Here is a 13,819-nt window from a genome sequence, read left to right on the forward strand (position 1 = left end):
GGGTCAGTGGTCCCCGCGCATCTCGTCGAGCAGCGCGTCGGCCTCGGCTGCGGTGTAAGCCCGTCCGCCCGGGCTGCGGGGCCACGGCGCGGGCTCCGATGCCGGCGGCGTGTACCGTCCCTCGCGCTCCAGCCGCCCCAGCGCCGTGTCCGGGTCCCGGATCGTGCTGACCCGCCAGCGCGGCTTCCCCCGCTCGGTCACGACGACATCGTCCGCGTCGGTGACCTGGTCGAGCACTGCCGCGGTGCGCTGGTTGAGCTCGCGCTTGGTGACCATCTCCACGGGGCCCAGAGTACTACCTCTGTCAGACATTGGCCGAGAACCTCGAACACCTCGCCGACAGGGCATCCGACGACGGCAGCAGGCTCTCCGGCCGCTCGATCGTCTCCTCGCGGATCACCCCGGTCTCCCGTCCGGCGCGATCACAGAATGGTCAGGGCATCGGCCGCGGCCTCCGGCACGGCGGAGCGGACCACCGAGCTGTCGAAGGTCACCAGCCGTCCGCCGTGGCGCACGGCCAGGGCGAGTAGGTACGCGTCGGTGACCTGGCGGGGCCCGTGCACGCGACTCCGGTCGAGGACCCGCACGAACCCGTTCTCGGTGATGGGACACGACGCCCAGCCGGACCTGATCTCGGCTTCGAGCCACTCGCGGGCTCGCTCGTGGTCCACGTGATCGGAGTCCAGGAGCGCCAGCAGGACGTTGACGTCGAGGAGCGCTCGCTTCACTCCGCCTCGTCCTCGCGGAGCGCATCGATGACGGCGTTGGTGACCGGGCGGCCGCGCGGGGGAAGCGGGGTGAAGCCGTGGAACGTCTCGGTGCCCGGGGCTCCCGGGCCGTGCACCTCAGCGCGGTGCAGAGATCGACAACCCGCGTTGAGCCGCATCTCGCCGGGGTCGGCGGCTCAGGTGGTCGTTTCGGCGCGACTGGCCGGGTCCGGGTCGACATTCGGGTCGTCGTCGCCCCAGCCGCGGGCCGCGAGCGCCTCACCGAGCGCGTCCGCGTGCCGCAGCGTGCGGATCATGAACGGCACCGCGAACGCGGTCACCGAGCCGCCCGCGCCGCGGGCCCGCGCCGCGGCACGGACCTGCCCTGCGATGCCCGACAGCGTCCCCACCGACTGGATCGTCAGACCGACGAGAAGTCCGACGCGCTCGGGGTCGACACCGAACCGCCGGAGCGGCCCCAGGCCCCGCTCCACCGCGCTGACCAGGTCGTCCACCCGCGTCGTCAGGGTGAACAGGGTGGCCGCGCCGATCGCGGCCGCCAGCCGCAGCGCGATCACCAGTGCCCGCTCCGGACCCAGCAGCCACCACTGCACGACGCCGATCAGCACCAGCAGCAGTGCAAGCGTCCGCAGCAACGGCCGCACCCGTCGCCACGGGATCCGGGCGACCAGGTAGCCGAGCGCCACCAGCCCGCATCCCGCCCCGAGCACCCGCGGGTCCGCGGTCGCGACGGTGCCGGCGGCGAACACCAGCACCACCAGCAACGACGGCCCGGCGGGCAGCCGGTGCAGCGGGCTCGTGCCGGGCTCGTAGAGGCCGAGCGGGGTCACTGCGCGCCGGCCTTCATGAGCACAGCTTCCGGTAGTACGTGACGGCCGGCTCGGGCTCGTCGTCGGCGACGACCCGGCCGCCGTCCAGGACGATCACGCGGTCGAACCCCTCGAGCAGGTCGAGGTCGTGCGTGGCGAGCAGGACCTGCTGGCGCAGCCCGGCCAGGCGCTCCGCGAACGCCTTCTTGTTCCGCAGGTCGAGCAGGGTGGTGGGCTCGTCGCAGACGAGGACGTCCGGGTCCAGCACGAGCACGGCACAGAGCGCGAGCAGCTGCTTCTGCCCGCCGGAGAGCTGGTGCGCGGGGTGCTCGACGTGGTCGCCGAGCCCGAACTCCGCCAGCGTCTCGGCCGCGAGCCGGGCTCGCTCCGTCCGGTTCCGGACGGTGCGGCGCAGCGAGAACGCGACGTCCTCACCCGCGGTCGGCATCACGATCTGGGAGTCGGGGTCGGTGAACACGAACCCGACCCGGCGGCGGACCGCGGATCCCTGCTTCGCGGGGTCGCGGCCGTCCACTCGCACGGTTCCCTCGGTCGGGGTGACGAGTCCGTTCACCGTCCGGGCCAGGGTGGACTTGCCGGATCCGTTCGCCCCGACCAGCGCGACCCGGCGCTCGGGCAGGGTGAGGTCGACGCCGTCGAGGACGACCCGCTCGCCGTAGCGGTGCCCGATCCCGGAGAACTCGATCATCGGACGACCCTCCAGCGGGTGGCCACGCCCAGCCCGCCGCCGGACGACAGTGCGGCCAGCCCGGTCTCCCCGCGCTGCTGCACGACGAGTCGGTGGAACAGCCGGACGACCAGCACCGCACCGGACGCGCCCCACGGGTGGCCGAGGGCGATCGCGCCGCCGTCCGGGCCGGCGGTGTGCTCGTCGAGGCCGGTGGCGTCGAGGCAGGCGAGCACCTGCCCGGCGAACGCCTCGGTGAACTCGACGGCATCGGGCGGGTCTCCCGGGAGCGCGCGGATCGCGGGGACGGCGCCGAGCCCGAGCAGCTCCGGGTCGCAGCCGCGGGTCGCGGCCGCGTCCAGGGCGAGCCCGGGGACGCCGAGCTGGCGGCGGCGGGCCTCGGAGACGATCAGGACGGCGGCGGCCCCGTCGTTCACGCCGCAGGAGCTCGCCGCGGTGTGCGTGCCGTCCGGGGTGAACGCCGGCCGGAACCGGGCGAGGCGTTCCGGGGTGAACCGGTCGCGGGGCCGCTCGTCGGTGTCCGCCGTCCCGACGGGGACGATCTCGGCGTCGAACCGGCCGGCCCGCTGCGCGGCGACGGCGCGGGCGTGGCTGCGGGCGGCGAACGCGTCCTGCCGCTCCCGGGTGATCCCGGCCCGGGCGGCGACGGCGTCGGCCGCCGGGCCCATGTCCGGGTCCGGCCGGCCGGCCGGCGCGAACGGCGCGCGGGTGTAGCCGACCCCGTCGGGCCGGGTCCGGGCCGGGGCGGTGGACGGCGACTCGACGCCGCCCGCCAGGTACGCGACGCCGTCGCCGGCCCGGATCGCGGTGGCCGCGGTGACGATCGCGGCGAGCCCGCTCGCGCACTGCCGGTCCAGGGTCAGCCCGGGGACGGTGTCGCCGAGCCCGGCCGCCAGCGCGGCGACCCGGGCGGGGTTGCCGCCGGGACCGAAGACGTTGCCGAGCAGCACGTCGTCGACGCCGATGCCGGCCTCCTCCGCGAGGGCGGCGAGCACCGGGGCCGCGAGGGCGTCGACGGTGTGCTCGCGCAGCGCCCCGCCGGCGGTGCCGATCGGGGTGCGGTACGCGGCGATCACGACCGGGGTGTCGTCGGTGGTCATCGTGCGGGCCGCCGGTCGAACGGGTGGGCGTCGAGGCCGCCGTCCCGCAACCCCGACCCGACGACGCCGCGGGCGGGCTTGCCCGACCCGAGCCGGGGCAGCGCGCCGGTGACCAGCCAGCGCCGCGGCCGCTTCGCCGGGGACAGGGCGTCCCGGGCCGCGGCACGCAGGTCCCGCCGGGACACCGTCGCGCCGGTACGCGGCTCGACGACCGCGGTGACCATCATCCCCAGCGACGGGTGCGGGGTGCCGGCGACGACGACGTCGGCGACTCCCGCGACCGCGCGCAGCACCTGCTCCACCTCCTCGGCGGCGACCAGCGTCCCGCCGGAGGAGATCGTCGTCGCGGCGCGACCGAGGACGGTGAGCGTCCCGTCGGGGTGCAGCTCGGCCCGGTCGCCGACGGTCGTCGCGCCGGGCCCGGCCGGTTCCAGGACGCCGCCGCGTAGCCGCCCGAGGACGGCCTGCGGGCTGTCCACCCACAGCACGCCGTCACGCAGCTCCAGGCGCACGCCGTCGACGGGCTGCAGGACGCCGCCGTTGCGCCGCAGCGCGATCAGCGAGTGCTCGGCCGAGCCGTAGTACTCGACCAGCGTGGTGTCCGGGAGCAGCCGGGCGCAGCGCTCGCGGACCGCCGGGGCGACGTGCGCGCCGCCGCAGACGATCACCCGGGGCGCGGGGTGACCGGGGTGGTGCTCGCGGTCGTCGAGCAGCGCGGACAGCAACGCCGGGACGAGGTGGACGGTGCCGGCGGTGCGGGCGTCGGCGGGGTCGAACCGGTCGCGCGTGACGAGGCCGAGCCCGTGGTGCAGGGCGTGCAGCGCGCCGAACAGGTACAGCGTCGACGACGGCGGGCCCGGCACGAGTGCCGGTCCGGGCAGCGGGCCGAGGGCGTCGAACCCGAGCCACCAGGAGCGGCGGGTGCGGGCGAGGACGGACGGGGCACCGGTGCTGCCGGAGGTGGTGGGGAGCAGGAACGGCGCGTCCGCCGGGCCGGGTTCCGCGGAACCGCGTACCGCTCGGGTGGCGGGGAACGGGCCGTCGGCGGCGTCACTCCCGACCGGAATGACCAGGTCGGGCCCGGCGTCGGCGAGCACGGCGGCGCGTTCGCGTTCCGACCAGCCCGGGTCGGCGACCAGCGACGCCGCACCGGCTCGGTCGGCGGCGAGCAGGTAGGCGAGCACGTCCCACCGGGCCCGGGCGGGAGGGTCGAGAACGACGCGGTCGCCGACGTCGAGCCCGTGCTCCCGCAGGAGCCGCGTCGCGGCGGACACGGACCCGGCCAGCTCGCGGGGGAGCCGGGCATCGGCGACGATCACCGCCGGTTCCGGGGCGCGATGTGCGCGGGCCGGGCGGTCGGGTGCCCGGGCGGAGGTCGGCGTGGGGCGCGATGCCGTCCGGGGGCGCTCCGCCGTCACCGGACCCGGGATTCGGCGGACGACGGTGGGGGCAGCAGGTCGGGCAGCGCCCGGTGCACCAGCCCGGCGACCACCGCGGCCACCGCGACCTTGATGAGGTCGCCGGGGACGAACACCAGCGACTGCACCAGCCCCGCGCCGAGGTCCCCGACGAACAGCCCGATCACCGGGATGCCGATCAGGTAGTCGGCGAGCAGCCCGGCGAGGCAGGCGACCAGCAGCACCGCCAGCGTCCGCTTCCGGGCACGCTGCACGATCAGTCCGGTGACCAGGGCGGACAGCAACCAGCCGACGAGGAAGCCGGCGCTCGGTCCGACGAAGGGGGCCAGCCCACCGCGGCCGCCGGAGAGCAGCGGCAGGCCGAGCGCGGTCAACGCCAGGAGCAGCGCCACCGACGCGGTCCCCAGCCTCCAGCCGAGGATGGCGCCGACCAGGATCGGTCCGCCGTTCTGCACGACGACCGGGACACCGGCGACCCCGCCGATGCCGGGGAACAGGCCGAGCACGGCGAGGAACGCGGTGAACACCACGACCCGCGCCAGGGAGGCGGCGGGCAGCGCGGCGCGGGATCCGGACACGGGCGAAGGTTAGGCCACTCGAACCCGCTACCGGCACCGACGGAGGTCGGCGTCACCGCCCGAGGGACGGCTGCGCCCGCCGGTGCACGTCGACGCTCAGGCAGCGGGGTCCACGAAGACGACGGCAGCAGCGTTGCTCGGTGGCGGCACCGGGTCGCCGTCCTCGATCAGACCTTCGATGTGGAAGGCGATGGCCTCTCGCCTCACACTCCTCCCGGGTCTCGCCTGCAGCGATGACCCCGGGCAGGTCCGGAGACCAGGCGCCGAAGCTCGTTGTGCCTTCCTCGATCACTACGACATAGCCGGTCATGGTTTGGCCCTTCTTCCGCGTTGAGCAGTGGCCCGGGCAGCGGAGCTCAGAGGGTACGGCGCAGGGTGCGGAATCCCTCGGCGTCCGGCCCCGCCTCGTCGTCGCCGTAGCCTGCCCGGGCGAACAACCGGGCCGACGCCGCGTTGTCCGCGTGCACCACGGCGATCACCGGGGTGCCGGCGCCGGACCACGCCCGCACCGCCTCCTCCCCGGCCCGCAGCAGCGGTATCGCGAGTCCGGACCCGCGCCGCTCGGGCGCGACGGTGATCGACACCTCCCAGCCGGACTCCTCGCGGTCCCAGCGGACGGTGCCGACCGGGCCGTCGAGATCAGAGACGAGCAGGAGCCGCCGGTCCTCGCGGTCCAGGGACCCGGCGAGCCAGCGGCGGTGGGCGTCGAGGTCGATCTCGTCGGTCGAGCGTGACCAGCGGCGCGTCTCCGGGTCGTTGCGCCAGGACAGGAGGAGTTCGGCGTCGTCCAGCGTGGCCGGACGGGCGTGCAGGACGCCCGTCAATGTCGTGTCCTCGACGTGCTTCCGCCACTCGGTGTCCGATACGGCGCCCGCGGCGGCCGCGATCGCATCGACGATGCGGTTGGCGCCCTCGCCGTCGACCACGGTGCGGGCGCGTTCCGCGAGGGCGTCCCGTCGAGCCGGGTCGGTGAGCAGCTCGCGCAGCACTGTGGCAGCCGGCTCCGGATCGGCCAGGTCGTCGACGCCGCCCAGCCCGGCGGCGGCCCCGGCAGCGACGATCGTGCGGTAGCCCTCGGCCTGGTTGTCGGCGGCCCGGACCAGCGCCATCGGGACGCCGACGCAGCACAGCTCCCACACCGTCGTCCCGGCCGCGCTGACCACGAGGTCCGCCTCGGCCATCGCGGCCGGCAGGTCCGGCACCGGCGGGATCGCCCGGAACCGGGCCGGACCGTCGCCGGGCAGGTCCACTGCCCGGCCGTTCGGGACGACGACATCCACCTCGGCCGGGACGTCGGCGGCGGCCAGCGCGGCGACGACGCGGGGGAGCAGGCCGGCGGCGTCGGTGCCGCCCATGACCACGAGCGCCCGCGGGGTGGTGCCCGACGACGGCGCGAGGGAGCCGTCGGTCTCGCGGATCGCCCTCCGCCGCCTGGCCCTGCGGGCCGCCGACCGCAGCGGTGCGAAGCCGGGGCCGCGGAGCAGGACCGCCGAGCCGTCGTCGGGCCGCGGGTGCGCCTCGGCACCCAGGTTCGGGTCGACGACGACGTCACCCGGCCGTCGCCCGGTGCTGAAGTCCTCCACGGTGGACAGCGCGATCCCGGCCGCGTGCAGCGCGTCTCGCAGGTCGGTGCCGAGCCGGTAGTGGTCGACGTGCACGGCGTCGATCCGGTGGTCGCGACACAGGGCCATCAGCTCCTCGGTCGAGTCGGCGGGAGGCAACACCGTTCCCGGCGGTTCCGGGGGAGGTTCGGTGACGGCGCGGAGGGGCCGGGCGGCGGTCCACCGCAGGCGGAGGAGCCCGGCCCACAACCAGTCCAACCCGTCCAGCCGTCCCGACCAGACGATCTCGTGCCCGGACAGCCGCGCCGCCTCGGCGACGGCGGCACACCGCACGGCGTGCCCGACCCCGGTCGACGGACCGGCGTCGCAGCGCAACAACAGTCGCATCCGGCTCATCCCGCTGCGCTCACCCTTCAGTGAGTGATTTCTGGCGGACGTGCGCGTTCCGCTCGACCAGGTCCGGGTTCGACCGCAGTACCGACACGACCGACCGCCAGTCGGTGCGCTCGCCGAGCCGCTCCACCAACCCCTCCAACGCGTGCAGGTCGTCGGCGGTGTCCAGGGTGACCCGGAGATCGTTCGCGGGCGGGGCGACCACCACTCCCAGACAGTGGAATCGTTCCGGGTCGCCGTAGAGGCCGGACGTCACGTGGACCCGGTCGTACCCGGTCGCCGAGGACGCCAGCGCACGCAGGGCGGGCACCGTCGCGAGCTCGACGTCGAGTCCCCGGGGCAGGGTCCGGACCAGCGTCGTCGCCACGTAGTCGTGCTGCGGGGCCGCGCGCCAGGTGGCGGCGACCAGGCCGACGAGATCGGGATCGAGCAGCGGGCAGTCGGCGGTGAGCCGCACCACGGCATCGCACGGATGCTCGTCGGCGGCCTGGACGAAACGGGTGAGCACGTCGTCCTCGGAGCCACGCACGACGGGTACGCCGAGCCCGGAGGCGCGCTCGGCCACCGCGTCGTCGCCGGGGGCCGTCGACGTCGCGACCAGCACCTGGTCGATGCCCGGGGCCGCGCGAGCGGCGTGGACGACGCGGTCGAGCACCGGCCGTCCACCGAGATCCCGGAGTACCTTCCCGGGGAGCCGCGTCGAGCCCGTCCGGGCCTGAATGACCGCGTTGATCCGCACCTGCTCGCTACCTGCTTCGATTCGTCCGCCTGCCCGCGTGCCATCATGCCGGGCGGGAGAAATCCGCAGGATGTGGAGGCGTGATGTCGGTACTCGAGGGCTCGTCGGTCCTGGTCACGGGCGGGACGGGGTCCTTCGGCAAGGCGTTCGTGCGGGCCTTGCTGGACCGCTACGACCCGCGCCGTCTGGTGATCCTCTCCCGCGACGAGCTGAAGCAGTACGAGTGTCGGAGCCTGTTCGGCGACGACCCGCGGCTGCGCTGGTTCCTCGGTGACGTCCGGGACCAGCCGCGCCTGCGCCGGGCCATGCACGGCGTCGACTACGTGGTGCACGCCGCCGCGCTCAAGCAGGTCGACACCGCCGAGTACAACCCGTTCGAGTTCATCCGGACCAACGTCGAGGGCTCGCAGAACGTCGTCGAGGCCGCGATCGACTCGGGGGTCAAGAAGGTCGTCGCGCTGTCCACGGACAAGGCGTCGTCGCCGATCAACCTCTACGGCGCCACCAAGCTGTGCGCCGACCGGCTGTTCGTCTCCGCGAACCACTACGCGGCCGCCTACGAGACCCGGTTCGCCGTGGTCCGCTACGGCAACGTGCTGGGCAGCCGCGGATCCGTCGTCCCGCTGTTCAAGCGCCTGGCCGCCGAGGGGCAGTCGCTGCCGATCACCGACAAGCGGATGACCCGGTTCTGGATCACGCTGCCGGACGCCGTGCAGTTCGTGATCGACTCGTTCGACCGGATGCAGGGCGGCGAGCTGTACGTGCCGCGGATCCCGTCGATGCGGATGACCGACCTGGCCGAGGCGATCGCGCCCGGCGCGGCGACCCACGAGATCGGGATCCGGCCGGGCGAGAAGCTGCACGAGGAGATGATCGCCGGCGACGACTCGCGGCGGACGCTGCGCCTGGCCGACCGCTACGTCGTCGAGCCCTACATCGCCGGCTGGGGCTACACCTCGCCACCCGAGGGCGAGCCGATGGCCGACGGGCAGGCTTACCGCTCGGACACCAACGACCTGTGGCTGTCCCCGGAGCAGCTGCGCACGATGGTCGAGGCGCTCGACTAGTGCTTCCCTACGGCCGGCAGTCGATCTCCGACGACGACGTCGAGGCCGTCACGGCGGTCCTCGGCACGGACTGGCTGACCACCGGACCCGCGGTGACCCGGTTCGAGGACGACCTCGCCGCGGTCTGCGGCGGGAACCCGGCGGTCGCGGTCACCTCCGGCACCGCGGCGCTGCACGTCGCCTACGCCGCCGCCGGTGTCGGGCCCGGTCAGGACGTCGTCGTCACGCCGTTGACCTTCGTGGCGACCGCGTCCACAGCGGCGCTGCTCGGCGCCAACGTGATCTTCGCGGACGTCAGCGAGGACACCGGGAACCTGGACCCGGACGCGGCGACGGCGGCGTTCACGTCCTCCACGACAGTCGTCGTCGGGGTGGACTACGCCGGGCACCCGATCGACGCGGAGCCGCTGCGGACGCTGGCGCACGATGCCGGCGCGCTGCTGCTGGAGGACGCCGCGCACTCGGTCGGTGGGCGCTGGCTCGGCAATCCGGTCGGCGGCCTGGCCGACCTCACGACGCTGAGCTTCTTCCCGACCAAGAACCTCACCACCGCCGAGGGCGGCGCGGTCGTCTCGCCGCGGGCGGACCTGGTGGCCGGTGCGCGCTCGTTCCGCAACCACGGCCTGGTGCGGGACAAGGCGTCCCAGCGGTTCCCGGACGAGGGCCCGTGGCACCAGGAGGTGCACGCGTTCGGGCTGAACTACCGGCTGCCCGACCTGCTGGCCGCGCTCGGGTCGTCCCAGCTGCGGCGGCTCGAGGCGTTCACGCGGCGGCGCGCCGAGATCCACGCCCGCTACGACGCCGCCCTGGCCGACGTCGCCGAGGTGCGCACGCCGTCGACGCGAACCGGTGCCGAGCCGGCCTGGCACCTGTACCCGCTGCGGGTGCTCGACGGCCGTCGTCGCGAGCTGTTCGAGTTCCTCCGGTCGCGGGAGATCGGGGTGCAGGTCAACTACGTGCCCGCCTACTGGCATCCGGTGTTCGCGGACCTCGGCTACCGGCGCGGGATGTGCCCGGTGGCCGAGGAGTACTACGCCCAGCAGCTCTCGCTGCCGCTGTTCCCGGACCTCACTGACTCCGATGTGGACCGGGTCGCGGGCCTGGTGCGGGAGTTCTTCGGGCACTCGGTGTGAGCCGGGTGGTCGATCCGGGAGCGGCCGGCAACCCGAGCCGCGACGTCCTCGGCCGCGGCTCGCTCTACACCCTCGGCAGCGTCGCGCCGATCCTGGCGAACGTGCTGGTCACCCCGGTGGTGACCCGGGTCCTCGGCGTCGAGCAGTACGGCGTCGTCGCGGTCGGGCTGGTGCTGGTGCAGGTCGGCTCGATGATCGCCGGACTGGGGATGGCGTCGTCGATCACCCGGCACGGGATCCTGGAGCGCTCCGGCGAGGCCGGGTCCCGGATGCTGGCCCTGCAGGGCAGCGCGCTGTCCACGCTCCTGGTGCTGGCCGCGGTGCTCAGCGGGCCGCTGTGGGGCGAGCCGGTGCTGGGGACGCCCTGGCAGGCCGGGCTCGCCTTCGCCGCGCTCGCCGCCGCCGGCTTCGCCGCCATCCAGAACGCCCAGTCGTTCCTGCGCGTGCAGGACCGGCCGCTGCCGTTCGTGGCGCTGTCCACCGTGGCCACCCTCGGCGGACCGGTCGCCGGGCTGCTGCTGGTCACGCTGCGTGCCTCGGACGCCGAGGACTACCTGCTCGGCCTGCTGCTCGGCTACCTCGTCGCGGGGCTCGCCGGGATGATCCTGGCGCTGCGCGGCGGCCGCCCGCACGGCGAGCGTGGCGACCTGCGGCGGGCGCTGCGGATCGGGCTGCCCGCTGTGCCGCACCTGGTGGCGCTGCTGCTGGTGCAGAACGCGCTGGTGCTGATCGCCAACCGGTACTTCGGCCCGGAGGACGGCGGCCGGCTGCAGATCGCGCTGCTGCTCGGCTCCGCCCCCGCGATGATCGTCTCCGCGCTCAACAACGCCTGGGCCCCGGTCGTCTACCGCACCGACCCGGCCGAGCGGGGTGCCGCGCTGGAGCGCACCGCCCGCGACGTCACCGCCGTGACCGCCGCGCTGGCCGGGGGCGTGGCGCTGCTGTCGCCGTTCCTGCTGCGATTCCTCGCCCCGCCCGCCTTCACCCCCGACGAGCTGGTCCCGGCCGCCGGGGTGGCCGCGGCCGGCGCCGTGATCAGCGTCGCCTACCTGGCCAACGTGCACCTGGTGTTCGCCTCGGGCCGCAGCGGCGGGCTGGCGCTGGCCAGCCCGCTGAGCCTGGTCGTCGGGCTGGTGGTGGCGGTGTTGCTGGCCGGGACCGGATCGCTGACGGCGGTTGCCGTCGGCTTCCCGGTGATCTACCTCGCGCTCGCCGTCGGTACCTCGCTGCTGCGCCGCCGGGTCTCGGAGACGACCTGGCGGGAAGCGGTCCTGCTCAGGCCGATCGCCGAGGGCTTCCTGGCCTGCGTCGCCGGGGCGCTGCTCCCGGCCGAGGGCGTGCTGTGGCTGTCGCTGCGCTTCGGCCTGGCGCTGCTGCTGGGCGTCGCCCTGCTCGGGATGCTCCGCCGCATCTTCAAGCGCTGACGCACCCGTGAGTGGTTATCGCGGTTCCGGCCGCGATAACCACTCACGGGCGCGTCAGCGCCTCCTCGGTCGTCACCGGCGTGGGGAGGCCCTTGGGGAGCGGGCGGGGGAGTGCGGCCAGCGGGTTGCGCAGCCACAGCCACGGGCTGAAGCTACCGGCCGACATGGCCTGCGTCGCGGCCTCGGACCGTTTCGTCAGGCCGAGCACCATCGCCGCCTTGGCCAGCGGGGACGCCGCGTAGTACTGGAGCGCCGGGCCCGGCTTCGGCGCGCCGGTCCAGCCCAGCGCGGCGCGCAGGGCGTCCGGCTCCAGCAGGGCGTCCCCGCCCAGCTCGGCACGGGCCAGCGCGGTCGCCGCGGCGTCCGCGTCGGCCGCGCCGGTGCCGGGGCGGGAGCCGTCCTCCGGATCGGTGGTGTGGAACTCGGGCCAGTGCTCGCGCAGCATCGCCAGCGCGTCCGCGCCCTGGGCGCCGAAGTTCAGCGGGTCGCCCCACACCGCGGCCGGGGTGCCGAGCGCGGCCGCGTAGAGCACCGCGGTGGACAGCCGGTTCGACGACAGCCGGCTCGCGTTCCCGGCCAGGTGCATGATCCGCAGCAGGAAGTGCGGGTCGTCCCGGCGGCCCGCGGTGACCAGCCGGTGCCCGGCGTCCGCCCAGGCCGAGGTGATCTCCGGATCGGTCAGGTCCTCGTGGTGCAGGCAGACCGTGGACGGGCCGTCGACCTTCGCGACCTGGCGGGCGAGGTCGGCGTGCGCGCCGGTGACCCGCACCAGCCGGGTGCCGTGGAACGGCACGAACACCGGCCCCAGCGTGTCGGAGCGGGCCCAGCCCTGCTGGTGCAGCAGGCGTTCCAGGTAGAGCACCGGCGCGCCGACCGCAGTGGTCGGCCGGTCCTCGGCGGCCGGGTCCCAGGCCCGGGAGCGGTGCGACCACACCAGCAGCCGCCGGCTCGGTCGCCGCCCGCCCGCCGCCGCGCCGACGGTCGGGAAGTCCGCGAAGTGCGCGGCGACCGGGCTGGTTGCGGTCCACCCGTGCTGCAGCAGCCCGGCGATGTGCCGGGGCCGGGACAGGCCCGCGTAGGCGGCCAGCACCGCCGAGTGGCCGTAGTAGTGGTTCTGGATGTCCACGCGCGCTCCGGGTCGCTGCTGTCGAGGCCGGGCGATCGTAGCGATCGACGCGCTCGCTACGGTCGGCGCCGTGGCAGCGACTCCCCCCATCCGCCCGACCGTGGACATCATGCTGCCGTTCTTCGGGGACCCCTACCTGCTCCGACGGGCGGTCCGGAGCGTCCAGCGCCAGGACCGGGCCGACTGGCGGCTCACCGTCGTCGACGACGGTTACCCCGACGACACCATCGGTCCCTGGTTCGACGGGCTCGGTGACGACCGGATCCGCTACCGCCGCAATCCCGAGCGGCTGGGCGCGCAGGGGAACAACCGGTACTGCATCGACCAGGTCGAGCTCGAGTTCTTCGTGATGATGGGCGCCGACGACCTGATGCTGCCGCACTACCTCGACACCGTCCTCGCGCTGCACGACCGTCGGCCGGGGGTCGCCTTCGTCCAGCCGGGGGTGTCCGTGATGGACGACCGGGACAAGAAGGTCCGCCCGCTCGCGGACCGGGTGAAGTCGATGCTCTCGCCGCCCGGTTCCGGCCCCCGCGAGGTGGCGGGGGAGGAGGTCGCGGTCAGCCTGCTGCGGGGCAACTGGCTCTACAACCCGTCGCTGTGCTGGCGGACCGCGGCGCTGGAGGAGACCGGCATCCCGGACTCGGCGGACGTGTTCGACCTGGCGCTGCCGCTGGCGGTGATCGCCGGCGGCGGGACGATGGTGGTCGACGACCACGTGTGCTTCCGCTATCGGCGGCACCGCACCAGCGACTCCGGGTCCGGTGCCGCGGCCGGCAACCGGTTCGCCGAGGAGAGGCGGTTCTTCGCCGCCGAGGCGGCGCGGATGCAGGACCGGGGCTGGCGCCGGGCGGCCCGCGCCGCCCGGGCACACGTGTCGTCCCGGCTGAACGCGGCCGTGCAGCTGCCCGGCGCGCTGGCTCGCCGGGACGGGGCCGCCGTGCGGGCGCTGGGCCGGCACCTGCTCGCGCGCTGAGCGACGCCGTTCGGCCGAGTGGTGCGCCACGTGCCTGGCGCGGCCGATCGGGCACGT

Annotated in this window: 14 protein-coding genes; 4 read left to right on the plus strand and 10 right to left on the minus strand. The window is 74.9% G+C overall.

Annotation, left to right across the window (positions count from 1 at the left end; translation table 11 throughout):
* Positions 1 to 3 precede the first annotated feature (3 nt).
* The 9 genes from ACLFMI_RS03990 to ACLFMI_RS04030 form a co-directional block, all read right to left on the minus strand.
* Positions 4 to 282, minus strand: coding sequence for a type II toxin-antitoxin system Phd/YefM family antitoxin (locus ACLFMI_RS03990; RefSeq protein ID WP_410946349.1), 279 nt, complete (start codon positions 280 to 282; stop codon positions 4 to 6).
* Between the two features lie 140 nt (positions 283 to 422).
* Positions 423 to 728: a PIN domain-containing protein gene (locus tag ACLFMI_RS03995; protein WP_410946350.1), complete on the minus strand. Its 306-nt coding sequence runs from the start codon at positions 726 to 728 to the stop codon at positions 423 to 425.
* Positions 729 to 904: 176 nt separating this feature from the next.
* Positions 905 to 1,558: an energy-coupling factor transporter transmembrane component T family protein gene (locus ACLFMI_RS04000; protein ID WP_410946351.1), complete on the minus strand. Its 654-nt coding sequence runs from the start codon at positions 1,556 to 1,558 to the stop codon at positions 905 to 907.
* 13 nt (positions 1,559 to 1,571) lie between these two features.
* Positions 1,572 to 2,246 carry an energy-coupling factor ABC transporter ATP-binding protein gene (locus tag ACLFMI_RS04005; RefSeq protein ID WP_410946352.1) on the minus strand — a complete coding sequence of 225 codons (675 nt, stop codon included), beginning with the start codon at positions 2,244 to 2,246 and terminating at the stop codon, positions 1,572 to 1,574.
* Positions 2,243 to 3,346 carry a thiolase family protein gene (locus ACLFMI_RS04010; RefSeq protein WP_410946353.1) on the minus strand — a complete coding sequence of 368 codons (1,104 nt, stop codon included), beginning with the start codon at positions 3,344 to 3,346 and terminating at the stop codon, positions 2,243 to 2,245. The genes ACLFMI_RS04005 and ACLFMI_RS04010 overlap by 4 nt, the downstream gene beginning before the upstream one ends.
* Positions 3,343 to 4,665 carry a class I adenylate-forming enzyme family protein gene (locus ACLFMI_RS04015; RefSeq protein ID WP_410946354.1) on the minus strand — a complete coding sequence of 441 codons (1,323 nt, stop codon included), beginning with the start codon at positions 4,663 to 4,665 and terminating at the stop codon, positions 3,343 to 3,345. The genes ACLFMI_RS04010 and ACLFMI_RS04015 overlap by 4 nt, the downstream gene beginning before the upstream one ends.
* A gap of 95 nt (positions 4,666 to 4,760) precedes the next feature.
* Complete coding sequence (locus ACLFMI_RS04020; protein ID WP_410946355.1) at positions 4,761 to 5,342, minus strand: biotin transporter BioY; 582 nt, start codon at positions 5,340 to 5,342, stop codon at positions 4,761 to 4,763.
* Positions 5,343 to 5,698: 356 nt separating this feature from the next.
* Positions 5,699 to 7,291, minus strand: a complete 1,593-nt coding sequence (locus ACLFMI_RS04025; RefSeq protein WP_410946356.1) for a GNAT family N-acetyltransferase — start codon at positions 7,289 to 7,291, stop codon at positions 5,699 to 5,701.
* A 19-nt stretch (positions 7,292 to 7,310) separates the two neighbouring features.
* A complete protein-coding gene (locus ACLFMI_RS04030) occupies positions 7,311 to 8,036 on the minus strand; it encodes a cytidylyltransferase domain-containing protein (protein WP_410946357.1) in 726 nt (241 codons plus the stop codon).
* A gap of 83 nt (positions 8,037 to 8,119) precedes the next feature.
* On the opposite strand from ACLFMI_RS04030, the gene pseB reads away from it, so the two are divergent.
* From pseB to ACLFMI_RS04045, 3 genes are read left to right on the plus strand one after another with little or no spacing between them, the layout of a single operon-like run.
* Complete coding sequence (pseB, locus tag ACLFMI_RS04035) at positions 8,120 to 9,103, plus strand: UDP-N-acetylglucosamine 4,6-dehydratase (inverting) (RefSeq protein ID WP_410946358.1); 984 nt, start codon at positions 8,120 to 8,122, stop codon at positions 9,101 to 9,103.
* Complete coding sequence (locus tag ACLFMI_RS04040) at positions 9,103 to 10,236, plus strand: DegT/DnrJ/EryC1/StrS family aminotransferase (protein ID WP_410946359.1); 1,134 nt, start codon at positions 9,103 to 9,105, stop codon at positions 10,234 to 10,236. The genes pseB and ACLFMI_RS04040 overlap by 1 nt, the downstream gene beginning before the upstream one ends.
* A 5-nt stretch (positions 10,237 to 10,241) precedes the next feature.
* Complete coding sequence (locus ACLFMI_RS04045; protein ID WP_410946360.1) at positions 10,242 to 11,660, plus strand: lipopolysaccharide biosynthesis protein; 1,419 nt, start codon at positions 10,242 to 10,244, stop codon at positions 11,658 to 11,660.
* Between the two features lie 43 nt (positions 11,661 to 11,703).
* On the opposite strand, the gene ACLFMI_RS04050 is transcribed toward ACLFMI_RS04045, so the two are convergent.
* Positions 11,704 to 12,786, minus strand: coding sequence for a hypothetical protein (locus ACLFMI_RS04050; protein WP_410946361.1), 1,083 nt, complete (start codon positions 12,784 to 12,786; stop codon positions 11,704 to 11,706).
* Between the two features lie 70 nt (positions 12,787 to 12,856).
* Between ACLFMI_RS04050 and ACLFMI_RS04055 the strand changes: the two genes are divergently transcribed.
* Positions 12,857 to 13,762 (plus strand): glycosyltransferase family 2 protein, encoded by a 906-nt coding sequence (locus ACLFMI_RS04055; RefSeq protein ID WP_410946362.1) that lies wholly within the window; start codon positions 12,857 to 12,859, stop codon positions 13,760 to 13,762.
* Positions 13,763 to 13,819: the final 57 nt, after the last annotated feature.

The organism is Pseudonocardia nantongensis (assembly GCF_046546495.1).
Lineage (GTDB): Bacteria > Actinomycetota > Actinomycetes > Mycobacteriales > Pseudonocardiaceae > Pseudonocardia > Pseudonocardia nantongensis.